The following is a 21,918-nucleotide window of genomic DNA, read 5'->3' on the forward strand; positions in this document are numbered from 1 at the left end:
GATGCGCGCAATCCTGATTCGTGACGGCGCCCCGTTCCGTGCCCTGGCATTCGCCGCGCTCGCACTCGCCCTGGCGGGTTGCTCGCGCAGCGTCACCAGCACGCCGGGCGAAGCGCCGAACCTGGAGAAGTGGGTCGCTGAAGTGAAGGCGCGTCCTGCGCCGCCGCTGGACCCGCTGCCGGTGATGCAGCAGTTCGAGACGTTCGAGTACAACGCCTACGCGATGCGCGATCCGTTCAGTACGGCCTTCACCGATGAAGGCGGCGGCAACGGTCCGCGTCCGGATGCGGCACGCCGCAAGCAGACGCTGGAGCAGTTCCCGCTCGACAGCCTCGACATGGTCGGTACGCTCGGCCGCGGCGACAACGTCGTTGCACTGGTGATGGCACCTGACAAGGTGACCTACCGCGTGCAGCCGGGGAATTACATGGGGCAGAGCGATGGCCGCGTCACCTCGGTTTCCGAGGATCGCATCGAGCTGGTGGAACTGGTGCCGGATGGCGCGGGTGGATGGCTGGAACGTCCGGCCACGGTCGCGTTGGAAGATCAATAGGATTCTGGGGGATAGCACGATGACCGTTTTTAATCCGGGACGCCTCAAGCCGGCATGTCCGAACGCCACTAGCGCGCGGCCGAACCGCCCCCTGCTGCTGCGCAGCGGGTCCGTCGGGTTGATGGTCGGCGCGCTCGCCGCCATCAGCGCCGTCCACGCGGCAGCACCCGCTCCGGCGACCGCGCCGGTCGCGGTCGCACCGACGCCCAACGCGGATCCGGCCAAGCAGCTGCCGGGCGCCGTCGAGGTGTCCAACATCGACTTCAAGCGCGGCGCCGACGGCTCCGGTCGCCTGGTCGTGAAGTTCAGCGGCGACGGCGCCTCGCCGGACCTGCGCAACAACGGTTCCAGCGTGGTGGTCAACGTCGGCAATGCCACGCTGCCCGCCAGCCTGCGCAAGCCGCTGAACGTCGTCGACTTCGCGACTCCGGTCCAGCGCATCGACGCGCGCACCAGCGGCAGCGGCACGCAGTTGGTGCTCGACACCAGCGGCAACTTCGAGTCGCTCGCTTACCAGACCGGTCGCGAGTACATCGTCGAGATCGTGCCGCGCACCGGCGCTGCCCCGACGAGCCGCGCGGTCGGCCAGTCCACCACCGGCAAGCCGTCGGCGGCCGGTACCCGCGGTTACAGCGGCCGTCCGGTGACGTTCAACTTCCAGGACGTCCCGGTGCGCACGGTGCTGCAGCTGATCGCTGAGGAGTCGAGCCTGAACGTCGTCGCCGCCGATACGGTGTCCGGCAACGTCACCCTGCGCCTGATGAACGTGCCGTGGGACCAGGCGCTGGACATCGTCCTGCAGGCCAAGGGCCTGGACAAGCGCCGCAGCGGCAACGTCGTGTGGGTCGCCCCGCAGGCCGAGATCGCCAAGTACGAGCAGGACAAGGAAGACGCGCGCATCGCGCTCGACAACCGCACCGACCTGCAGACCGAGTACGTGCAGATCAACTACCACAACGCCGCGCAGATCTTCAAAGCGCTGACCGAGGCCAAGGGCATTGGCGGCGGTGGTGGTGGCGGCAACCAGAACCTCGACGGTGGCTTCCTGTCGCCGCGCGGTCGCCTGGTGGCCGATGAGCGCACCAACACCCTGATGATCAGCGACATCCCGAAGAAGGTGTCGCAGATGAAGGAACTAATCCACGTGATCGACCGTCCGGTCGACCAGGTGCTGATCGAGGGCCGCGTCGTGATCGCGCAGGACACGTTCGCCCGCGAGCTGGGCGCGCGCTTCGGCATCGCCGGCACGAAGGACGGCAAGTACTTCTTCAACAACACCATCGAGAACAACGATCTCACGCGCGATTCGTACGTCGAGAACGCGATCTCCGGCACCCCTGGCTTCGAACTGGCCAAGGGCGCGATGAGCAACCTCGGCGTGGTCAACCCGGCCGGCTCGATGGCGCTGCAGATCCTCAACGCCGGCTACGCGCTCGACATCGAACTGTCGGCGATGCAGGAAGAGGGTCGCGGCGAAGTGATCTCGAACCCGCGCATCGTCACCAGCAACCAGCGCGAAGCGGTCATCCGCCAGGGCCAGGAAGTCGGCTACGTGACGATCTCGCCGTCGCAGGGCAGCACCACGATCCCGATCCCGAACGTGCAGTTCAAGGACGTGCTGCTGGAGCTGAAGGTCACCCCGACCATCACCCACGACGGCCGCGTGTTCCTGAACATGAACGTGAAGAAGGACGAGGTCGAAGGCTTCGTCGACACCTCGATCGGCCAGGTGCCGACCATCGCCAAGCGCGAGGTCAACACCGCGGTGCTGGTGGAAGACGGCCAGACCGTCGTGGTCGGCGGCGTGTACGAGTTCCGCGACCGCAGCGACATCTCCAAGGTCCCGTTCCTGGGCGACATCCCCTTCCTGGGCAACCTGTTCAAGAAGAAGGGTCGCAGCAAGGACAAGGCCGAGCTGCTGATCATGGTCACCCCGAAGGTGATGAAGGTCGAGCAGAGGGGGTGAGGCAGGCCGCTACGCGGCACTGCCGCGTGGCCTGCCGAACGACCGGCCAGGATGGCCGGGCAGGGCGATCCGAGCCCGCAGCGCAACGCCACGGATGGCCGCGAAAGATACGCAGGATCCGGTGCCCGCACGGCACCGCAAAGAAAGGGCCCCCACCGGGGCCCTTTTTCATTCAACCCTGAATGGTCGGCTCCGGTGGTGAACCGGAGCGTCTGTCTTCGGTCAAACTGGCTCCGAGCCCCCGCCGAGAACGTCATGGACCGCCGCAGCGACGATGCGCCCCGCCTGCACGATGCCTTCCGCGCGCTGCGCGAGGCGCTGTCGGCCGAGATCGTCGGCCAGGCCGCGCTGATCGATCGCTTGCTGATCGCGCTGTTGGCCGACGGCCACCTGCTCGTGGAGGGCGCGCCGGGTCTGGCCAAGACCAGCGCCATCCGCGCGCTGGCCGCACGCCTGGAAGCGGATTTCGCCCGCGTCCAGTTCACGCCCGACCTGCTCCCCGCGGACCTCACCGGCACCGAAGTCTGGCGTCCGCAGGAAGGCCGCTTCGAATTCCAGGCCGGCCCGATCTTCCATCCGATCCTGCTCGCCGACGAGATCAACCGCGCGCCGGCGAAGGTGCAGTCGGCGCTGCTCGAAGCGATGGGCGAACGGCAGGTCACCGTCGGCCGCGCCACCTACGCGTTGCCGTCGCTGTTCCTGGTGATGGCCACGCAGAACCCGATCGAGCAGGAGGGCACGTTCCCACTGCCCGAGGCCCAGCTCGACCGCTTCCTGATGTACGTGCGCATCGGCTACCCGGAAGCCGCCGCAGAGGCGGAGATCCTGCGCCTGGCGCGCGATCGCGCCCGCCAGGTGATGCGCGCCGAAACCCCGGTCGTCCAGCGCATGCCGATGCAGGACGTCTTCGCCGCTCGCGACGCGGTGCTGTCGTTGCACGTGGCGCCGGCGGTGGAGCGCTACCTGATCGAACTCGTCCTAGCCTCGCGCGATGCCGCACGCTACGACGCCGCACTGGCGCGACGCATCGCGTGGGGCGCAAGTCCGCGCGGGTCGATCGCACTGGAACGTTGCGCACGTGCGCATGCGTGGCTGGCCGGTCGCGATTTCGTCACGCCCGACGACGTCCGCGCGGTCGCGCCCGACGTCCTGCGCCATCGCATTCTGCCCAGCTACGAAGCGACCGCCGAAGGCTGGGATGGCGAGCGCCTCGTCGCCGAACTGCTGCAACGCGTGCCGCTGCCCTGAGCGCAGCGTCGAGCCGTTCCCCACTCGGATGACGTGTCGCTGACATGCCCAATCCACCGCCCGTTCCCGCGATGACACACGACCGCAGCGGCGAAGGCATCGTGCCGACGCTGCAGGAGCTGCTCGCGCTGCGCGCCGCGGTCGCCGGCCGTGGCCAGGCACGTCGTGGGCGCCACGGCGTCAGCGGCCATGCGCTCTCGCCGCTGCGCGGTCGCGGCATGGAGTACGCCGAATCGCGCGAGTACGTCGCCGGAGACGACGCGCGCCACATCGACTGGCGCCTCACCGCGCGCACCGGACGCGCGCACACCAAGTTGTTCCAGGCCGAGCGCGAGCGGCTGAGCCTGATCGTCGCCGACACCGCGCCGTCGATGTACTTCGGCACGCGCGTGCGCTTCAAGTCGGTGCAGGCCGCGCGCGCCGGTGCGGTCGCGGCGTGGGCCGGCGTACGCGACGGCGACCGCATCGCCGCATTGCGCGGCAGCCGCAGCGAAGCGCCGATCGCACCCGCATCGGGCCCACGCGGTGCGCTGCGCGTGCTCGATGCGCTGGTTCGCTGGTACACGCAGCCGCCGAGCGACGACGCCGGGCTCGCCGTCGCGCTGGACCACGCGCAGCGTCTGCTGCGTCCGGGCTCGCGGCTTGTCGTGCTGGCCGATCCGTCGAGCATCGCTGCGCTGCCCGCGCAGCGCTGGCCCGCGCTGGCGCACCATCACGAAGTGATCGTGCTGCTGCTGACCGATCCGCTGGAAAGCGCGCCGCCGAAGTCGTCGCTGCCGTTCCAGGCACAGGACCATCGCGTCGACGTAGACCTCTCGGTCGCCGCGCAGCGGCAGGCATGGCGCAACGAATTCACGCGTCCGCTCGAACAGGCGCTCGCGCAGTTGCCGGCACGCGGCGTGCGCGTGCAGGCGCTGTCGACGGCGATGGCGAGCGAATCCTGGCAGCCGCTGCTGGGACGCAATCCACCGCTGGTGGCGTGATGGCCGCGACGACCCTCGTCCTGCGCGACATCCACCAGACCGCCGCGCCCCCGTGGTGGCCGCCCGCACCGGGCTGGTGGGTGGTGATTGCGATCGTGCTGGCGCTCGTCGTTGCATACGCGTGGTGGCGCAGGCGCGAAACCCGACGCCGGCAGGCGATCGCGCGATGGTTCGATGGCGAACTCGATGCCGCCACCTCCGCGCCCGCGCAGATCGCGGCGATGTCGGAACTGCTGCGTCGCGCCGGACGCCGACGCGATCCGCGCGCCGATCGCCTTCACGGCGAGGAATGGCTGGTGTTCCTCGACGACGTCGAACCTGTCGCCCGCCGTCGCCGCGGATCGCATGGGCGCACGCCGGTGCGCGTGTTCTCTGAAGGCGACGGCCGCCTGCTGCTCGACGGTGCGTTCCGTCGCGACGTCGATGCGGCACGCGTCGATGCCCTGCGTCGACTCGCACGCGAGCGCTTCCTGCGCTGGATGGGTGCGTCGTGATGGACGCCTTGCTCGCGCCGTTGGCGGTCGCGCGCGATGCGTTCGCATGGCCGTGGATGCTGCTCGCGCTACCGTTGCCGTGGCTCGCGCGCTGGCTGTTGCCGCCGGTGCGGCACGACGCATCCGCGGCGCTGCGCGTGCCGTTCGGTGAGCGCATCGATCGCGTCGCGCGCGCGGGCGGGCGCACTGCGTTCGGCGGCCGCGTCGGTTGGCTGGCATGGCTGGGTTGGATCCTGCTGTGCGTGGCCGCAGCGCGACCGCAGCAGCTCGGTGAGGCAGTGCAGCCGCCGCAGGCGGGCCGCGACCTGATGCTCGCCCTGGACCTCTCCGGCAGCATGCGTGAGCCTGACATGGATCTGGGCGGACGCACGGTCGATCGACTCACCGCGGCCAAGGCCGTGCTCGCCGACTTCCTCGATCGTCGGGGTGGCGATCGCGTCGGGCTGATCGTGTTCGGCCGGCGCGCGTATGCGTTGACGCCGCTCACGCACGATCTCGCCTCGGTTCGCCAGCAGCTCGAAGACAGCGTGATCGGCTTGGCCGGGCAGGAGACCGCGATCGGCGATGCCATCGCGCTCGCGGCCAAGCGCCTGCGCGCACAGCCCGCGGAGCAGCGCGTGCTGGTGTTGCTGACCGATGGCGTGAACACCGCCGGCATGCTGCAGCCGAAGAAGGCCGCGGAGATCGCCCACAACGAAGGCGTGCGCATCCACACCATTGCCTTTGGTGGCGAAGGCTCGCTGTCGCTGTTCGGCCTGCAATTGCCGATGCCGGGTGCGGGCGACGAGATCGACGAAGCGACCCTGCGCGAGATCGCGCGCAGCACCGGCGGGCGCTTCTTCCGCGCACGCGACACCTCGCAGCTGGTCGGCATCTACGCGGAGATCGACCGGCTCGAACCGGTCGAACGTCCCGGCCAGGCGGTGCGTCCGCGCATCGAGCGCTATCCGTATCCGCTTGCCGCATCGCTGGCATTCGCGCTGCTCGCATTCGCCTGGCCGAAGCGGAGGCGCGCATGAATCTGCCCGCCGGCATCGATCTCGCGGCGTTGCACCTGCTGCGCCCGCAGTGGCTATGGGCGCTGCTCGCATTGCCGTTGCTGATGGCGTTCTCGCGCGTGCGTCGCCGTCGCACGAGCGTCTGGCGCGAATCGGTAGACGCACACCTGCTGCCGCACCTGCTGGTCGAACGCGGCGATGCGCGTGTGCGTCGCGCGTGGGGCGTTGGCATCGCGGCGTACGTGCTTGCCGTGATCGCACTCGCCGGACCGAGCTGGCGCCAGAGCGAGCAGCCGTTGTGGCACGACCGCACGCCGCTGGTGATCGCGCTCGATCTGTCGAGCGCCACGTCGGCCGGCGACCTGCCGCCGTCGCGACTCGCGCAGGCGCGCGCGAAGATCGACGCGCTGTTGCGCGCACGTGCGGACGGGCAGGTCGCGCTGGTCGTGTTCGCCGATGATGCCTACACCGTGGCGCCGCTCACCGAGGACGCGGCCAACGTCGCGCTGTTCCTCGATGCGCTGGAACCCGACGTGATGCCCGTCGACGGACAGCGTCCGGATCGCGCGATCGAATGGTCGGCGAAGCTGCTGAGGCAGTCGGGCTTCGATCGCGGCGTGATCCTGCTGCTCACCGATCGCGCCGACGACCGTGCGCGCGATGCCGCGGCGGCCGCGCGAAGCCAGGGCGCGCGCGTGGACGTGATGGGTCTGGGAACGGACGCCGGAGCGTCGTATCGGCGTGGCGACGGCACATTCGGGCAGGCGCGGCTCGACGCCGCATCGCTGCGCTCGCTCGCGTCGGCGGGCGGTGGCCGCTATGCCGCCATCGCCACCGACGATGGCGACCTGCGCGCGCTGGACGTACTCGATCCGGACACCACGCTCGGCAGCGGCGATGCAAAGCAGAGCGATGCGACGCGCGGTCGTGCGTGGCAGGACGATGGCTTCTGGCTGCTGCCGCCGCTGATGCTGTTGGCGCTGTTCGCGTTCCGTCGTCGCGCGGCGCTCGCGGTACTGCTGCTGTGCATCGGCTGGCCGCCGGCACAGGCCGCCGACTGGTGGCGTCGTGCGGACCAGGTCGAACATGCACAGATGGACGATGGCAATCGCGCGTACCGCAAGGGCGATTTCGCCGATGCGGCGCAACGTTACGAGCGCGTGGACAGCGCCGACTCGCATTACAACCGAGGCAATGCGCTGGCCAAGGCGGGAGAGTATCCGCAGGCGATCGCCGCCTACGACGAAGCCCTCAAGCGCGCGCCGGGCATGGAGGACGCCATCGCCAACAAGCGCGCGGTCGAAGCGGCGATGAAGCGGCAGCAGCAATCGTCGCCGAAGGGCGGTGGCGGGCAGTCGCAATCGCCGAAGGACCAGAAGCCGTCGCAGGGCGGACAGGGTGCACAGTCGCCGTCGTCGCAGCAGCAGAAACAACAGTCGTCCCAATCGCCGCAGCAACAGCCCGGGCAGGCGCCCAAGGCCGGCGATGCGCAGTCGCAACGCGAGGCCGACCGTGCGCAACGCGAACGCATGCAGCGGGCGCTGGAGCAGCAGCGCGGCGACAAGGCGCCGAAGCCCGGCGAAGAGCCCGTGCAGGAAACACCGCAGCAACGCGAGCGTCGCCTCGCCAACGAAGCCTGGCTGCGCCGCGTGCCGGACGATCCGGGTGGACTGCTGCGCGAGAAACTGCGCATCGAACACGAACGCCGTCAATTGCAGGACAAAGAATGATCCCGACGACGACCCCGCTGCGACGCTTCGCGATGCAGGCGATGACGCTGGTGCTGCTGGCGCTGGTGAGCCTCGCGGCCCCTGCACAGGTGCGCGCGTGGGTCGACCGCGACCGCATCGCGATGGGCGAGACGGTGACGCTCAACATCGAGACCACCGCGGCCACCGTCAGTGAGCCCGACTACGCGCCGCTGCTCACCGATTTCTTCCTCAGTGGCCACACCAGCCGGCGCGAGTTCGTGAGGAGTGGCGGGCGCAACATGGCGCGCACGCTGTACGCGGTCGCGCTGCGGCCGCGACGCGACGGCGTGGTGACCGTGCCGCCGCTGTACGTCGGCAGCCAGCGCACGCAGCCGATCATGCTGACGGTCGCACCGTCCGCCGCGCCGTCGTCGTCGCGCGCCGGTGCCGATGTCTTCATCGAGAGCGAAGCCGACGACGACGATCCCTACGTGCAGCAGTCGGTCGGCTGGGTGGTGCGGTTGTATTCGGCGACGCCGCTGGTGTCGGGGCAGCTCGACCAGGCGCCGCCTGACGGCGCGTCGCTGCAGCGCGTCGGCGACGATGCGCAGTACCAGCGCGACCTCGGCGGTCGCCGCTACAGCGTGGTCGAACGTCGCTTCCTGCTGGTTCCGGAACGAAGCGGTCCGCTGGTCATTCCGCCCGCGCATTTCGAAGGCCGCGGTGCGGGCGGATTCTTCGACGATCTGCTCGGCAACCGCGGCGGCGCGCTTGCCGCCGACGCCGCGCCGCGCTCGCTGCAGGTGCGACCGGTGCCGCCGAACGCGCCGCAGCCCTGGCTGCCGCTGCAGAACCTGCAACTGCGCTACCAGTCCACGCCGCAGGAACTGCGCGCCGGTACCGCCGCGACGCTGGTGGTCGAGGCCGTCGCCGACGGCGCCACCGCCGCGCAGATGCCCGAGCTGCAACTGCCGACCATCGACGGCGCGCAGGTCTTCGCCGAACCGGTGCAGGCCGACGAGCGCTTCGTCGATGGCCGTCCGCGGGTGAAGCTCACCCGTCGCTTCTCGGTCGTGCCGGCGCGGGCCGGTAGCGCGCGCCTGGGTGGGATGGAAATGACGTGGTGGGACGTGCGGGCCGGCGCCGAGCGCACCGCAAGCCTGCCTCAGTTGAACTGGAACGTACTCCCCGCGCCGGCGGGCGGCGCGGCCACCGCGACAGCGCCGACGCCGGTGCCATCCGCCTCGACGTCGATCGTCGGAAACGCCGCGCCCGCGCAGTCGGTCATCGATTTCGGTGGCGCCAATCGCATCTGGATACTCGCCGCGCTGCTGTTCGCCGCGCTGTGGCTGTTCACCCTGGTCTGGGGACTGCACCGCGGTGACACGCGTGCCGGAGCGGTTCGTGCCGAGCCGTTGCCGTCGGACGCGCCGCCTGCTGCGGGCACGGACCTCAAGCGGTTGATCGATCGTGGCGACTTCGGCGACGTTGCCGACGCCCTGTGCGCGATGGCGCGTCCGCCGGTCCGCGACCTGGATGCCCTGCGCGGCCGGCTCGACGACGCGACCCAGCGCGAGGCCATCGATGCCCTGCAGCGCGCCCGCTGGGGCGGCGGCAATGCGGTGGCCGCCCGCGAGCTGCTGCGCCGCGCCTTTGCCGGCGGACCACGCTGGCGGGCCGTGGCGGCCGAGGCGACGCCGCCATTGCCGCCACTGTACCCACGCGCACGGCCGGAAAAGCGGGGCTGAGGGGGGCGGGCTGGTGTAATCTCGCCGGCTGATTTGCCCGAGAGAACCGCATGAGCCACATCAGCCTGCCCGAAGCCAAGATGCCGACGAAGGGGATGCCCCTCCACATCAAGGTGATGCTGGGCTTCGTCCTGGGCGCGACCCTGGGCCTGCTGGCGCACTTCATCGCGCCGGGCTCGCCGCTGGTGCTGGGCCTGGTGGGCTACGTCGCGCAGCCGGTCGGACAGGTGTTCCTCGCACTGCTGTTCATGCTGGTGTTGCCGCTGATGTTCTCCGCGCTGGTGCTGGGCGTGGCCGAACTCGGCGACGTCGCCAGCCTCGGCCGGCTCGGCTGGCGCACGCTGATCTATACCGCCGTGGTGACGCTGATCGCGGTCGCGATCGGCCTGTTGATGGTCAACCTGATCGGGCCCGGTCACGGACTGGATCGCGGCATGCTCGACCAGGCGATGGCGCAGGGCGCGCAGAAGGCCGGCGAGATCGCGGCCACCGGCCAGCAGCTCGACTTCATGAAGATGCTGCTCGGCATCGTCCCGAAGAACGTGCTCGCCGCGGCGGTGGACGACAAGCAGAAGCTCGGCGTGATGTTCTTCGCGCTGATGATCGGCATCGGCCTGGTGATGACGCCCAGCCCGCACACGCAGGCGTTCAAGAACGCGATCCAGGGCCTGTTCGAGATCTGCATGCGCCTGATCGGCATGATCATCAAGCTCGCGCCGTACGCGGTGGCGTGCCTGATGTTCGCGCTGTGCGCGCAGTTCGGCTGGGAGCTGCTGCTGGTGCTGGGCAAGTTCGCCTTCACCGTGGTGCTGGCGATCGCGGTGCACATGTTCATCGTGCTGCCGCTGTGGGTGAAGTTCATGGGCGGCATGAGCCCGCGCGCGTTCTTCCGTGGCAGCCAGGAAGCGCTGCTGACCGCGTTTGCGACCGCGTCCTCGACCGGCACGCTGCCGGTCACGCTGCGCGTGGCCGAGCAGAACCTCAAGCTGCCGCGCAAGGTTTCGCGCTTCGTGCTGACCGTCGGCGCTTCGGCCAACCACCACGGCACCGCGCTGTTCGAAGGCATCACCGTGCTGTTCCTGGCGCAGGCGTTCGGCGTGGAGCTGACCCTGATGCACCAGGTGATGGTACTGGGCCTGTGCCTGCTCGGCGGTATCGGCACCGCCGGCGTGCCGGCCGGTTCGCTGCCGGTGATCGCGATGATCTGCGCCGTGCTCGGCATCCCGGCCGAGGGCGTGGGCATCATCCTCGGCGTCGACCGTTTCCTCGACATGTGCCGCACCTCGCTCAACGTCACCGGCGACCTGGCGACGGCGGTCGTGGTCGCGCACCGCAGCGGCGACGTCGCCGAAACCGAGGCCGATATCCTGCCGGCCGAGCCCGCGCCCGAAGCCGCAGGCTGACGCGCGCACACCACCGGCACGTCGATGCCGGTGCCCCCGGGAGGGGATGAAGACGCCCTCCACGCGCGTTTCTGCATCATCCGGAGTCCCCCCGCGTGGAGGGCCCGGATGGCGGCCGAACGACAACCCGACGACGGCAAGCGCCGCTTGCCGCTGCACTGGAAGATGGCGATCGGCTTCACCGTCGGTTTGCTGCTGGGCCTGATCGCGCATTACGTCGTCGGCGCATCGTCGCCCGGCGTGCTGTGGTTCACCCAGAACGTCACGCAGCCCGCGGGCAACCTGTTCCTGCGCCTGATCTTCATGCTGGTGATCCCGCTGCTGTTCTCGGCGCTGGTGATCGGCGTGGCGGAGATGGGAGACGTGCGCTCGCTCGGTCGCATCGGCTGGCGCACGCTGGGCTACACGGTGGTCGTGTCGGGCATCGCGGTGGTGCTGGGCCTGCTGCTGGTGAACTGGCTCAAGCCCGGCGCGGGCATCGATCCGGCGCGCGCGCAGCAACTGCTCGATGAAGGCTCCGAGCGCGCCAGCGCCATCGTCAGCAGCACCGGCAGCCAGCCCAAGGGGCTGGAGATGCTGGTGTCGATCGTCCCCGACAACGTGGTCAGGGCCGCGGCCGAGAACACCATCCTGGCGGTGATGTTCTTCGCGCTGATGCTCGGCATCGGGCTCGTGCTCACGCGCAGCAAGTCCACGGAGATCCTGCTGCGCGGCATCGAGGGCCTGTTCGAGGTGTCGATGACGCTGATCGGGCTGGTGATCCGGCTCGCGCCGTACGCGGTGTTCTGCTTCATGTTCAACCTGGCCGCGCTGTTCGGCTGGGAGCTGCTGCGCAGCCTCGGCGCCTACGTGGGCGTGGTGGTGCTGGCGCTCGCGCTGCACATGTTCGTGGTGTACTCGCTGGTGCTGAAGCTGGCGGGCGGCTATTCGCCGGCGAAGTTCTTCCGCGGCGTGCAGGAGGCGATGGTGATGGCCTTCTCCACTGCCTCGTCCAACGCGACCCTGCCGACCGCCTTGCGCGTGGCCGACGAGAAACTCGGCCTGCCGCGCCGCATCTCGCGCTTCGTGCTGACGGTCGGGGCCACCGCCAACCAGAACGGCACCGCGCTGTTCGAAGGCGTGACGGTGCTGTTCCTCGCGCAGTTCTTTGGGGTCGAGCTGACCCTGGCGCAGCAGGTCACGGTGATGTTCGTATGCATACTCGGCGGCGTGGGCACCGCCGGCGTCCCGGCCGGCTCGCTGCCGGTGGTCGCGCTGATTTGCGGGATGGTGGGCGTGCCGCCGGAGGGGATCGGCCTGATCCTCGGTGTGGACCGCTTCCTCGACATGTGCCGGACCACCCTCAACGTCACCGGCGACCTGATGCTTGCCACCGTGGTCTCGCGCGGCGAACCCGACGGCCCCTCGGGCCTGGAGGAGGCCTGAGCCCCGCCGTGGGCGGGAAACCGCAGTCCCGTGCCTCCAATGGGGCGACAGCGCGGCGTCCGGGTGGGAGAATGGCTGGCCGCTCGGCCCGACGTGTCCGTCGCCCGGCCCCTCGCGCGGCACCCTCCCCGCAGCCGAAGACCGCCTCCCGACGCCATGACGACGCCCAGCCGCCGCGACCTCGCCAACGCCATCCGATTCCTCGCCATCGACGCCGTACAGGCCGCCAACTCCGGCCACCCGGGCATGCCGATGGGCATGGCCGACATCGCCGAGGTGCTCTGGAACGACTACCTGCGCCACAACCCGAAGAACCCGCTGTGGCTCAACCGCGACCGCTTCGTGCTGTCGAACGGCCACGGTTCGATGCTGCAGTACGCCCTGCTGCACCTGGCCGGTTACGACCTGCCGATCGAAGAGCTGAAGAACTTCCGCCAGCTCAACTCGAAGACCCCGGGCCATCCGGAGAACTTCATGACGCCGGGCATCGAGACCACCACCGGTCCGCTCGGCCAGGGCTTCGCCAACTCGGTCGGCATGGCGCTCGCGGAGAAGCTGCTGGCGCAGCGCTTCAACCGGCCCGGCTTCGACCTGATCGACAACCGCACCTGGGTGTTCATGGGCGACGGCTGCCTGATGGAAGGCATCTCGCACGAGGCGGCGTCGCTGGCCGGCACCTGGGGCCTGCACAAGCTCGTCGCGTTCTGGGACGACAACAAGATTTCCATCGACGGCAACACCGACGGCTGGTTCACCGACGACACGCCCAAGCGTTTCGAGGCCTATGGCTGGAACGTGGTGCGCAACGTCAACGGTCAGGACGCGGTGGAGATCAAGACCGCCATCGAGACCGCGCTGAAGTCCACCGACAAGCCGACCCTGATCTGCTGCCGCACCACGATCGGTTTCGGTTCGCCGGGCAAGGCCGGCAAGGAATCCTCGCACGGTGCACCGCTGGGCAAGGAAGAGATCGTCGCGACCCGCGAAGCGCTGGGCTGGAAGTACGGCGACTTCGAGATCCCGCAGGACATCTACGACGGCTGGCGCAAGCGCGATCACCAGGCCGAGGAAGGCGAGTGGGACCGACTGTTCGATGCGTACTCGAAGCAGCATCCGGAGCTGGCCGCCGAACTGCTGCGCCGTGCACGCGGCGACCTGCCGGAAGGCTTCGTCGCGGCTGCCGACGCGTACATCGCCAAGTTGCAGGCCGAAGGCCCGACGATCGCGTCGCGCAAGGCTTCGCAGATGGCGATCGAGACCTTCGCGCCGCTGCTGCCGGAACTCATCGGCGGCTCGGCCGACCTCGCGCATTCCAACCTGACCCTGTGGAAGGGCAGCAAGTCGGTCGCGACGAAGGATCCCAACGCCAACTACGTCTATTACGGCGTGCGCGAATTCGCGATGACCGCGATCAGCAACGGCATGGGCCTGCACGAGTGCTTCATCCCGTACGACGCCACGTTCCTGGTGTTCAGCGACTACGCGCGCAACGCCGTGCGCATGAGCGCGCTGATGGGCGCGCACGCGATCCACGTGTACACGCACGACTCCATCGGCCTGGGCGAGGACGGTCCGACCCACCAGCCGATCGAGCACCTCGCTTCGCTGCGCTACATCCCGGACAACGACGTGTGGCGTCCGTGCGATGCGGTCGAGTCCGCCGCATGCTGGAAGGCCGCGATCGTGCGTAACGACGGCCCGAGCTGCCTGATCTTCTCGCGCCAGAACCTCATGCACCAGCCGCGCACCGCGCAGCAGGTCGCCGACATCGCGCGTGGCGGTTACGTGCTGAAGGATTCCGTCGGCGCGCCGGAGATCATCCTGATCGCGACCGGTTCCGAAGTCGGACTGGCCACGCAGGCCGCCGCGCAGCTGGGCGACAAGGTGCGCGTGGTGTCGATGCCGTCGACCGACGTGTTCGACCGCCAGGACGCCGCGTACCGCGAATCCGTGCTGCCGAAGGCCTGCCGCAAGCGTGTCGCCATCGAAGCCGGCGTCGGCGCGTTCTGGCGCAAGTACGTCGGCCTGGACGGCGCGGTGATCGGCATCGACGAGTTCGGTGCATCCGCGCCGGCCGAGAAGCTGTTCCCGCACTTCGGCTTCACGGTCGAGAAGGTCGTAGAGGCGGCGAAGTCGCTCTGAGTTCCAGTCAATCGGGCGATTCCACGAAGCGGCTCCGGCCGCTTCGTGCGTTTTGGGCATCCGCGTAGCGACGACCGGCACATGCGCACGGTGTGAGTCGTACCACTACACTGCGCCGGCGACTTATCCGGCGCAGGTTCCCGCATGACGAGTGTTGCGATTCCGGTCCTCGGCCTCGCCGTGGTCGACGCCATCAATCCCTCGGCGCTCGCGGTGGCGCTGTGGTGGCTCGCGCGTCCGGGTGCGACGCCACGGTTGCTCGCGTACATCGCCGGCATCGTGAGCGCATATCTCCCGCTCGGCATCGCGCTGATGCTGGGTGCGGGCGCAGTGGCGCACCGCTTCGGCGATTCGCTCGACCATCCCGTCGTGCTGTCGTTGCAGCTCGCTATCGGCTTGGCGCTGCTCGGTTACGCCGTGTTTGCGCCCAAGGCGAAAGCCGCAGCCGACGAACATCGCGAGCCGCGCGTAGGCGGGCTTCTCGGCATGCTGCTGCTGGGCATCACCGTGACCGTGGTGGAACTGACGACGGCGATGCCGTACTTCGCGGCGATCGCGGTGATGACCTCGGCGGAACTATCCGTCGCGCAATGGTTGCCGCTGCTCGTCGTCTACAACCTCATCTTCATCGCGCCGCCGTTGTTGCTGGTGGCGCTGAACGCAATGTTCGGACGACACCTGCAGGGCCGGTTCGCACACTGGCGCGTGCGCCTGCAGGCCGGCGCGCGTGAGGCGGGGCTGTGGGTGATGGCACTGGCTGGCGTCGCGCTGGCGGGCGATGCGGTCACACGCTTCATGGGCGAACGCGGCGAGCGCGAACGTGCCATGCAGTCGATTGTCGCGCCGGCTACGTCGTCTCCGCCAGCGCAAGACTGAGCAGCCGCGCCTCCAGCCGTTCGCCGAATCCCTGCGGCGATGCGAGGTCCATGCGCTGCAGCGCCTCGCTGTCGAGCGGATGCGAGCCGAATGCGCGCAGGACGGTGCGCAGCTTGGCGCCGCGCGTCGCGGTGTTTGCCTTCAACCACGACAGCGCCTTGACCAGTCGCTGCTCCACCGGCGTGAAATCGCTGCCGAGCGGATAGTCGGGCAGTGCACCATTGCGGCGGAACGGTGCCAGCGCCTTCGCCAGGACTTCAGGCGTATTGCGCGCCGCGCGCGCGGGCAGGGCGAAATCCGCCCGCAGCTTGCCCGAGCGCTTCGCGCTGTCGAGCAGCGCCTGCTGGAAACGCGCATCGGCGATGGCCGCCATGCCGATCACGCAGTCCTCGTCGCTGCGGCCGCGGATGTCGGCGATTCCGTACTCGCTGATGTAGGTGTCGCGCAGGTGCCGCGGGATGGTGGTGTGGCCGTAGTTCCACACCACGTTCGACGTCACCTGGCCGCGCGCCTCGCGACTCGCGCGCAGGAGAAGAACGGAACGTGCGTCGGGCAATGCGTGCGCCATCGCCACGAAGTTGTACTGCCCGCCGACGCCGGATACGACGCGACCGTCCTCGAGCGCATCCGACACCGCCGCGCCGAGCGCGGTCGCCATCATGCAGGTGTTGAAGAAACGTGCGTCGCGACGTTGCAGTCGTTCCAGTGCCTCGTCGCCGCCGTAGAGTTCGTTCACTTCGCCGACGCGCTTCATGCCGATGCCGCGGCGCACGTCCGGTGCGAGGTTGCGCAGCCATTCGTAGAACTCGGGCGAGCCGAGATAGAAGGCGCCGTGCAGGAACTCGCCCTGTTCCTCCAGCATGGCCAGGTCGTGCGCGCTGGCGGCACCGGCGTTGATGCGGCGCATCGCCGACACGTCGTCGACGACACGGCGGCGCAGCACGCCCACCTCCACCAGCCGGCGGAAGCCTTCGTTGATCATCTCGCTGCAGCCGTACAGCCCCTGCGCGAACGGCGCCAGCGCCGGATCGTCCGCCGATGCCGAGCCGAGTGCGCGCAGCACCGCGCGGTAACTGGCGTTGTCCGTGTGGCGCAGTGCCAGCGCATGGCACAACGCGTCCGCGAGCGCGCCGATGCCGACCTGGAACGTACCACCGTCGACGACCAGCGTGCTGGCGTGGAAGCCGATCGCGTAGTCGATGTCGTTGACCGGCTGTCGCGGCAGACCGAACAGTTTCGGGTGAGGGCCCGGCGGCGTCACGATCGCGTCGAAGTACTCCGCGTCCACCGCGGCGCTGCCGTCGAGCCAGGGCAGTTCCGGATCGATTTCGGCGATCAGCAGCGGACGCGGCAGTCCGCGCTCGGTGAGCGCATCGACGGTGTCGAACGTGAGGTCGGTGTTGCACGACAACGACAAACGTCGGCCGTCGGGCGAACGCGCGACGCGCTGCACGATGGCGTTGACCCCGCGGTCGGCCAGAGCGCGCGCGACGTGCGTGTAGTTGAGACTGGCATAGCGGCGCTGTACCGGGATCGAGTCGAGCATCGCGCCCGACTGCAGGTAGAACTCTTCGATCTCGATGTGCGCCGGCAAGGCGTTGCGCTTGAGCGCCTGCACGTAGGCCAGGCGCGGGAAGTCCTTGCCGAAGTGCCGCTCCGCGAACGGCTTGACGAAGCGTCCTTCCAGTCCCTTGCCGCCGCCCGGCGGATCCAGCGACAACGCGGTGTAGAGATGCAGCGGCTTCGACGGATCGTTCTCGACGCGCGCGTACAGCGCATTGAGCAGCCGGTGCGGCTTGCCCAGGCCGAGCGGCGCGCCGACATGCAGCGGGCCGCGGATGCGCGACAGCAGCAGGTCGACGGCGGCGTCGAGGGAATCGAGCAGGACGGGGGCGGGGCGCGCGTTCATTCGGCAAGGATAGACGCTGGCGGCGGGCTCGACCGTATCCGAACCTGCTCTAGTGCGTTTCCTTCAGGTCGACGACCTGGATCGATTCAATCTGGCGGATCCAGCGCGCCGGACGACGCCGCACTCATCGACGACCCCGATTGACGATGCGGACGAGCTGCGAGCCTGCCAGCATCGCCACGACGAATACAACCGCTTCCGACCAGCCGTGCGCGAGGCTGGCGAGCGCGGGACCGGGGCAATAGCCCGCCAATCCCCAGCCGATGCCGAACAGCGCGCTGCCGAGCAACAGGCGAAAGTCGATTGCGTCAGACGGCGGCGAGGGCAGGGCATCGCCGCCAAGCGTGCGGCCGCGTCGTCGCAACCACGCGAAGCCGGGAATCGACACTACCAGTGCCGCGCCCATCACCAGCGCGAGCGAGGGATCCCACGATCCGGCGATGTCGAGGAAGTTGAGCACCTTGTCGGGCGTGGTCATGCCCGAGATGGCGAGGCCAAGGCCGAACAGCGCGCCCGCGATGGCGCCGTGCACGATCCGGTTCATGCGAAGCCACCGGCGATGTGGCGCACCACGTACACGGTGACGATCCCCGCGCCCATGAACACCAGCACCGCCCACAACGAGCGCCGCGAAAGGCGCGCGAGTCCGCAGATGCCGTGTCCGCTGGTGCAGCCGTTGCCCAGTCGCGTTCCCGCGCCGACCAGTACGCCGGCGATGGTCAATGCGAGCCACGGAAAGCCGCTGCGCGGCGATGCGCCCCACAGCGCGAACCACGCACCTGCGGCGACGATCATCGCGATCAGGAAGGCCAGTCGCCAGCCGCGCTCCTCGCGCGTATCGACGGCGCGGTTGAGGATGCCGCTGATACCGGCGATGCGGCCGATCGTGGCGAGCAGCCACGTCGCGGCGAGGCCGATCAGCGCGCCGCCGATCAGTGCGGAAACGGGAGTGAATCCGGTAGGCATGGGTGGTTACAGTCGATCGATGGGAAGTTTCAGGTAGCGCACGCCGTTGTCCTCCGGCGCAGGCAGCGCACCGGCGCGGATGTTGGTCTGCACGGCGGGCAGGATCAGTGCGGGCATCGCCAGCGTCGCATCGCGCGCTTCGCGCAGCGCGACGTAGTCGTCCTCGCCAACGCCATCGCGCACATGGATGTTCTCGCGCTTCTGCGCGCCGAGCGTGGTCTCGCAGGCGACGGCACGCCCGTTCGGGCCGTAGTCGTGGCAGACGAACACACGCGTTGCGTCGGGCAGCAGTCCGAACAGGCGGTGGATCGAGCGGTACAGCGTGCGCGCGCTGCCGCCGGGGAAATCGCAGCGCGCGGTGCCGCTGTCGGGCATGAACAGCGAATCGCCGGTGAAGAGCGCATCGCCGACGGCATACGCACAGCTGTCGCTGGTGTGGCCGGGCACGGCGATCACGCGCGCTTCGATCGCACCGACGCGGAACGTGTCGCCGTCGGCGAACAGTCGATCGAACTGCGAGCCATCGACGGGAAAGTGTTCGCCGAGGTTGAAGATCGGCACGAACGCCTTCTGCACCTCGCGGATGCCTTCGCCGATCGCGAGCGTGGCGCGCGGCCATTGCGACTTGAGCCAGTGGCCCGCGCTGAGGTGGTCGGCATGCGCGTGTGTTTCGATGATCCAGTGCACATCGAGGCCGTGCTCGCGGACGAAGTCGACCAGCGCCTGCGCTGAGCGCGTGGACGTACGCGCGGACTTCGCATCGAAGTCGAGCACCGGGTCGATCACCGCCGCGGCGTTGCCCGCAGGATCGCGCACGACGTAGCTCCAGGTGTTGCTGTCGGCGTGGAAGAAGGGATGGACCTCGGGTTGCATGGCGGCCTCCGTCGGGTTTTACATATTAGACATTGCTAATTTAGCGTTGTCGAATAAAATGGCGGCGACCCATCCCGGCCCGACCCGCGGACACACCTTGCCCCGTTCCAGCCGCCCGCTCAAATCCAGTTCGCCGCCGAACGCCGACCTGGCGCGCATGCAGGCGCACGCGGGCGAGGCCGCGACGCTGCTGCGCACGCTCGCCAACGAACAGCGTCTGCTGTTGCTGTGCCATCTGGTGGACGGCGAGCAGGGCGTAAGCGCGCTGCTGTCGCGCGTGGAACTTTCGCAATCCGCGCTCTCGCAGCATCTGGCGGTGCTGCGTGAAGCCGGTCTCGTGCAGGCCCGGCGCGAGGCACAGCAGGTGTTCTATTCGCTGGTGCCCGGACCCGCGCAGCAGGTCATGGCCACGCTGCATTCGATCTACTGCGGAGACGACGCATGAACCGCCACGCTTTCCTCGCTTGCACGACTGTCGTCGCGCTCGCCTTCCTGCCTTCGTTCTCGACGGCTTCGCCGCCGACATCTTCGATGCCCGCCACGACCATGCACGACGCCATCCCGAACCTGCGCGAACCGCGCGCGAACCTGCTGACCGGCGGCCAGCCCGATGCATCCGCGTGGCAGGTGCTCGCGACCCAGGGTGTCACCACCGTCATCAATCTTCGTCCCGATGCGGAACTGGGCGGACGCGACGAAGCGGCGGAAGTCGCCGCGGCAGGCATGGCCTACGTGTCGATTCCCGTGGCCGGCGCGGGCGAAATCACGCCTGCGAACGCACGCGCGCTGTCGGATGCGATCGCGAAGGCGAGCGGTCGCGTGCTCGTGCATTGCGCGTCTGGCAATCGCGTCGGTGCATTGCTTGCGCTCGGCGCAGCACAGGAGGGCGCCGATGCGCAGGCGGCGCTGGAATTCGGCAAGGACGCCGGTCTCACCGGCGCCGAACCGCGCGTGCGCGAACTGCTGGGATTGCCGCCCGCGCCGTGATCAGCGCGCCAGTGCGGCGTTGAGCGTCGCCGCCAGCTGAGCGCCGCCGCGGCGCAGCTGCACTTCGGCGACGGGGCGCCAGGACTGCACATAGTCGTCGCCGATCTTCGCGCCCGCCGGATACAGGCCGGGACGCGTCGCGATACGGCACGAATCCTCGGCCCATTCCACCGATGCCGGCGGTAGCGGATCGCGTGCCATCGCCACTGCCAACGGCATGGCGCGCAGACGCTGCAACCAGTTCGCTTCGTCGAGGTTGGCGGCGTTGAGCATGCCGCTGTCCCACAGCGAATGCAGGTTGCTGCCGCGACCGTCGAAGTTCACCTGCACGTCGTTGCCGCCCTTGTCGCGCGCGTAACCCGCGTGCAGCGGCTGGTGCACGTCGCCGACGAAATGCACGACGAACTTCAGCGCCTGCAGGCGTTCGGCCTTCGTGCGCGTCGTGTCGGCGAGGATCGCGGTCTGCGCGCGGATCGCCTCGACCACGCAGTCGCCGTTGGCGCAGTGCTTCGCCTGCTCGTACTCGCAGCCGTCCTCGGCGATGTTCACGTAATGCCACTTGCTGGTCTTCTTGCCGAGCTGCGGATCCTTGTCGCGCAGTTCGTCGGCCCAGCTGGCGATGCCCGGCAGCGTGGGATCGGCTTCGCCTTCCAGCAGCTTCGCGATCTGCGCGCGTGCCTGCGGCGTGAGGTCGTCCCACGCGAGCGCGGCGACGAGGCGGTGGCCGAGGCGGCCCCATGCAAAGGCGTCGCCCGGAACGGCGAGGGTGAGGATCAGAACAATGCAAAGGAGACGGGTCATGCCGGCCACTTTAGCCGACACGACCCGTCCCCATGATTGCCGGGCCTGCGCTTTCGCGACAGGTGGCGTGGATCAGAACTTCATGACGTAGGCGGCGCCGTACACTATCGGGTCGATGTTGACCGTGCCGATGTCCGCACCGTTCAGCTTCACGTCGGTGTCGATGTCGATCCAGCGGGCATCGACGCGGATCGCGCTCTTCTCGCCGACGGCGAAATCGATGCCTGCGTGCGCGGCCAGGCCCCACGAGTTGTCGAGCTTGAGGTTCGCGCCCTCGAGCGCGCCGCTGGCGTCTTCGCTGAAGAAGGCCGTGTAGTTCACGCCGGCGCCGAGGAACGGCGAGACCTTGCCCTTGCTGTTGAAGTGATACTGCAGCGACACGGTCGGCGGCAGCTGCTTGGTGCTGCCCACCTTGCCCAGGCCGTGGATCGAGATGTCGTGCTCGAACGGCCATGCGGCGATGACTTCGACGCCCAGGTTGTCGCGCACGAAGTACTCGAACGTCAGGGTCGGCTTCACGTCGGTGTCGACATCAACCTTGGCCGTGCCGCCGAGCAGGCTGCCGTTGTCGGACTTCGGATCGACGGCGTGGACGCCGACGCCGAGGGTCCAGTCGCCGGCGGACTGGGCGAACACGGGCGTGGCGGCGGCGCCAAGGGCCAGGGCCAGGGCGCAGGTGAGCAGGGTCTTTTGCATGGAGGGAGCCTCGTTTGGGATGGCTCCAGTGTCGGCACCTGTATCTGCGGTCGCCTTGATCATGATCAATTCAGCCTTGGCCGAAGAACAGGCCCGCCACGCTGCGCACTGCTAGAATATGCGCTCCCGTCCACCCCCCGCCGCGCCGGGCGCGGCCGC

At 69.0% G+C, this 21,918-nt stretch carries 20 protein-coding genes; 14 read left to right on the forward strand and 6 right to left on the reverse strand.

Going from position 1 to position 21,918, the window contains the following annotated elements; all coding sequences use genetic code 11:
- Window position 1: 1 nt before the first annotated feature.
- From FOF45_RS09810 to FOF45_RS09865, 12 genes are all read left to right on the forward strand, one after another.
- Window positions 2-553: a pilus assembly protein PilP gene (locus FOF45_RS09810; RefSeq protein WP_158984359.1), complete on the forward strand. Its 552-nt coding sequence runs from the start codon at window positions 2-4 to the stop codon at window positions 551-553.
- 121 nt (window positions 554-674) lie between these two features.
- Window positions 675-2,519 carry a type IV pilus secretin PilQ gene (locus FOF45_RS09815; protein ID WP_425481954.1) on the forward strand — a complete coding sequence of 615 codons (1,845 nt, stop codon included), beginning with the start codon at window positions 675-677 and terminating at the stop codon, window positions 2,517-2,519.
- A gap of 198 nt (window positions 2,520-2,717) precedes the next feature.
- Window positions 2,718-3,767, forward strand: a complete 1,050-nt coding sequence (locus FOF45_RS09820) for an AAA family ATPase (RefSeq protein ID WP_425481911.1) — start codon at window positions 2,718-2,720, stop codon at window positions 3,765-3,767.
- 44 nt (window positions 3,768-3,811) lie between these two features.
- Window positions 3,812-4,750, forward strand: coding sequence for a DUF58 domain-containing protein (locus FOF45_RS09825; protein ID WP_158984365.1), 939 nt, complete (start codon window positions 3,812-3,814; stop codon window positions 4,748-4,750).
- Window positions 4,750-5,244 carry a DUF4381 family protein gene (locus FOF45_RS09830; protein ID WP_158984367.1) on the forward strand — a complete coding sequence of 165 codons (495 nt, stop codon included), beginning with the start codon at window positions 4,750-4,752 and terminating at the stop codon, window positions 5,242-5,244. Before FOF45_RS09825 ends, FOF45_RS09830 begins: the two co-directional genes overlap by 1 nt.
- The gene (locus FOF45_RS09835; RefSeq protein WP_158984369.1) at window positions 5,244-6,263 is read left to right on the forward strand and encodes a vWA domain-containing protein; all 1,020 of its coding nucleotides are present in this window, start codon (window positions 5,244-5,246) and stop codon (window positions 6,261-6,263) included. The genes FOF45_RS09830 and FOF45_RS09835 overlap by 1 nt, the downstream gene beginning before the upstream one ends.
- Window positions 6,260-7,972: a VWA domain-containing protein gene (locus FOF45_RS09840; protein WP_158984371.1), complete on the forward strand. Its 1,713-nt coding sequence runs from the start codon at window positions 6,260-6,262 to the stop codon at window positions 7,970-7,972. Before FOF45_RS09835 ends, FOF45_RS09840 begins: the two co-directional genes overlap by 4 nt.
- Window positions 7,969-9,681, forward strand: a complete 1,713-nt coding sequence (locus tag FOF45_RS09845; RefSeq protein ID WP_233264117.1) for a BatD family protein — start codon at window positions 7,969-7,971, stop codon at window positions 9,679-9,681. The genes FOF45_RS09840 and FOF45_RS09845 overlap by 4 nt, the downstream gene beginning before the upstream one ends.
- 50 nt (window positions 9,682-9,731) lie before the next feature.
- On the forward strand, window positions 9,732-11,084 hold the full coding sequence (locus FOF45_RS09850; protein WP_158984373.1) for a dicarboxylate/amino acid:cation symporter: 1,353 nt from the start codon (window positions 9,732-9,734) through the stop codon (window positions 11,082-11,084).
- 108 nt (window positions 11,085-11,192) lie between these two features.
- Window positions 11,193-12,509 carry a dicarboxylate/amino acid:cation symporter gene (locus FOF45_RS09855; protein WP_158984375.1) on the forward strand — a complete coding sequence of 439 codons (1,317 nt, stop codon included), beginning with the start codon at window positions 11,193-11,195 and terminating at the stop codon, window positions 12,507-12,509.
- Between the two features lie 156 nt (window positions 12,510-12,665).
- Window positions 12,666-14,651: a transketolase gene (tkt, locus tag FOF45_RS09860; RefSeq protein WP_158984377.1), complete on the forward strand. Its 1,986-nt coding sequence runs from the start codon at window positions 12,666-12,668 to the stop codon at window positions 14,649-14,651.
- Window positions 14,652-14,795: 144 nt separating this feature from the next.
- Window positions 14,796-15,527, forward strand: a complete 732-nt coding sequence (locus tag FOF45_RS09865) for a GAP family protein (protein ID WP_158984379.1) — start codon at window positions 14,796-14,798, stop codon at window positions 15,525-15,527.
- Here FOF45_RS09865 and FOF45_RS09870 read toward each other — a convergent pair.
- The 4 genes from FOF45_RS09870 to FOF45_RS09885 form a co-directional block, all read right to left on the reverse strand.
- Window positions 15,499-17,436 (reverse strand): acetyl-CoA hydrolase/transferase C-terminal domain-containing protein, encoded by a 1,938-nt coding sequence (locus tag FOF45_RS09870; RefSeq protein ID WP_158984381.1) that lies wholly within the window; start codon window positions 17,434-17,436, stop codon window positions 15,499-15,501. The genes FOF45_RS09865 and FOF45_RS09870 overlap by 29 nt on opposite strands.
- Before the next feature lie 124 nt (window positions 17,437-17,560).
- On the reverse strand, window positions 17,561-17,980 hold the full coding sequence (locus FOF45_RS09875; protein ID WP_158984383.1) for a YeeE/YedE family protein: 420 nt from the start codon (window positions 17,978-17,980) through the stop codon (window positions 17,561-17,563).
- Window positions 17,977-18,402 (reverse strand): YeeE/YedE family protein, encoded by a 426-nt coding sequence (locus FOF45_RS09880; protein ID WP_158984385.1) that lies wholly within the window; start codon window positions 18,400-18,402, stop codon window positions 17,977-17,979. The genes FOF45_RS09875 and FOF45_RS09880 overlap by 4 nt, the downstream gene beginning before the upstream one ends.
- A gap of 6 nt (window positions 18,403-18,408) precedes the next feature.
- Window positions 18,409-19,275 (reverse strand): MBL fold metallo-hydrolase, encoded by an 867-nt coding sequence (locus FOF45_RS09885; protein ID WP_158984387.1) that lies wholly within the window; start codon window positions 19,273-19,275, stop codon window positions 18,409-18,411.
- Between the two features lie 157 nt (window positions 19,276-19,432).
- Here FOF45_RS09885 and FOF45_RS09890 point away from each other — a divergent pair, with 157 nt between their 5' ends.
- Together FOF45_RS09890 and FOF45_RS09895 are read left to right on the forward strand one after the other, a co-directional pair.
- Window positions 19,433-19,720 carry an ArsR/SmtB family transcription factor gene (locus FOF45_RS09890; protein WP_158987417.1) on the forward strand — a complete coding sequence of 96 codons (288 nt, stop codon included), beginning with the start codon at window positions 19,433-19,435 and terminating at the stop codon, window positions 19,718-19,720.
- Window positions 19,717-20,262 carry a protein tyrosine phosphatase family protein gene (locus FOF45_RS09895; protein ID WP_158984389.1) on the forward strand — a complete coding sequence of 182 codons (546 nt, stop codon included), beginning with the start codon at window positions 19,717-19,719 and terminating at the stop codon, window positions 20,260-20,262. The genes FOF45_RS09890 and FOF45_RS09895 overlap by 4 nt, the downstream gene beginning before the upstream one ends.
- On the opposite strand, the gene FOF45_RS09900 is transcribed toward FOF45_RS09895, so the two are convergent.
- Together FOF45_RS09900 and FOF45_RS09905 are read right to left on the reverse strand one after the other, a co-directional pair.
- On the reverse strand, window positions 20,263-21,063 hold the full coding sequence (locus FOF45_RS09900; RefSeq protein WP_158984391.1) for a S1/P1 nuclease: 801 nt from the start codon (window positions 21,061-21,063) through the stop codon (window positions 20,263-20,265).
- 72 nt (window positions 21,064-21,135) lie between these two features.
- Complete coding sequence (locus FOF45_RS09905; RefSeq protein WP_158984393.1) at window positions 21,136-21,759, reverse strand: OmpW/AlkL family protein; 624 nt, start codon at window positions 21,757-21,759, stop codon at window positions 21,136-21,138.
- Between the last annotated feature and the right edge of the window lie 159 nt (window positions 21,760-21,918).

The organism is Lysobacter panacisoli, from assembly GCF_009765165.1.
GTDB classification, from domain to species: domain Bacteria; phylum Pseudomonadota; class Gammaproteobacteria; order Xanthomonadales; family Xanthomonadaceae; genus Lysobacter_J; species Lysobacter_J panacisoli.

Bases quoted from the DNA above. Each gene is read 5' to 3' on its own strand.
- tkt (WP_158984377.1), top strand. From the start codon at position 12,666: ATGACGACGCCCAGCCGCCGCGACCTCGCCAACGCCATCCGATTCCTC.
- FOF45_RS09890 (WP_158987417.1), top strand. From the start codon at position 19,433: ATGCAGGCGCACGCGGGCGAGGCCGCGACGCTGCTGCGCACGCTCGCC.
- FOF45_RS09865 (WP_158984379.1), top strand. From the start codon at position 14,796: ATGACGAGTGTTGCGATTCCGGTCCTCGGCCTCGCCGTGGTCGACGCC.
- FOF45_RS09835 (WP_158984369.1), top strand. From the start codon at position 5,244: ATGGACGCCTTGCTCGCGCCGTTGGCGGTCGCGCGCGATGCGTTCGCA.
- FOF45_RS09845 (WP_233264117.1), top strand. From the start codon at position 7,969: ATGATCCCGACGACGACCCCGCTGCGACGCTTCGCGATGCAGGCGATG.
- FOF45_RS09895 (WP_158984389.1), top strand. From the start codon at position 19,717: ATGAACCGCCACGCTTTCCTCGCTTGCACGACTGTCGTCGCGCTCGCC.
- FOF45_RS09840 (WP_158984371.1), top strand. From the start codon at position 6,260: ATGAATCTGCCCGCCGGCATCGATCTCGCGGCGTTGCACCTGCTGCGC.
- FOF45_RS09855 (WP_158984375.1), top strand. From the start codon at position 11,193: ATGGCGGCCGAACGACAACCCGACGACGGCAAGCGCCGCTTGCCGCTG.
- FOF45_RS09900 (WP_158984391.1), bottom strand. From the start codon at position 21,063: ATGACCCGTCTCCTTTGCATTGTTCTGATCCTCACCCTCGCCGTTCCG.
- FOF45_RS09905 (WP_158984393.1), bottom strand. From the start codon at position 21,759: ATGCAAAAGACCCTGCTCACCTGCGCCCTGGCCCTGGCCCTTGGCGCC.
- FOF45_RS09815 (WP_425481954.1), top strand. From the start codon at position 675: ATGGTCGGCGCGCTCGCCGCCATCAGCGCCGTCCACGCGGCAGCACCC.
- FOF45_RS09810 (WP_158984359.1), top strand. From the start codon at position 2: ATGCGCGCAATCCTGATTCGTGACGGCGCCCCGTTCCGTGCCCTGGCA.
- FOF45_RS09875 (WP_158984383.1), bottom strand. From the start codon at position 17,980: ATGAACCGGATCGTGCACGGCGCCATCGCGGGCGCGCTGTTCGGCCTT.
- FOF45_RS09870 (WP_158984381.1), bottom strand. From the start codon at position 17,436: ATGAACGCGCGCCCCGCCCCCGTCCTGCTCGATTCCCTCGACGCCGCC.
- FOF45_RS09825 (WP_158984365.1), top strand. From the start codon at position 3,812: ATGCCCAATCCACCGCCCGTTCCCGCGATGACACACGACCGCAGCGGC.
- FOF45_RS09830 (WP_158984367.1), top strand. From the start codon at position 4,750: ATGGCCGCGACGACCCTCGTCCTGCGCGACATCCACCAGACCGCCGCG.
- FOF45_RS09850 (WP_158984373.1), top strand. From the start codon at position 9,732: ATGAGCCACATCAGCCTGCCCGAAGCCAAGATGCCGACGAAGGGGATG.
- FOF45_RS09885 (WP_158984387.1), bottom strand. From the start codon at position 19,275: ATGCAACCCGAGGTCCATCCCTTCTTCCACGCCGACAGCAACACCTGG.
- FOF45_RS09880 (WP_158984385.1), bottom strand. From the start codon at position 18,402: ATGCCTACCGGATTCACTCCCGTTTCCGCACTGATCGGCGGCGCGCTG.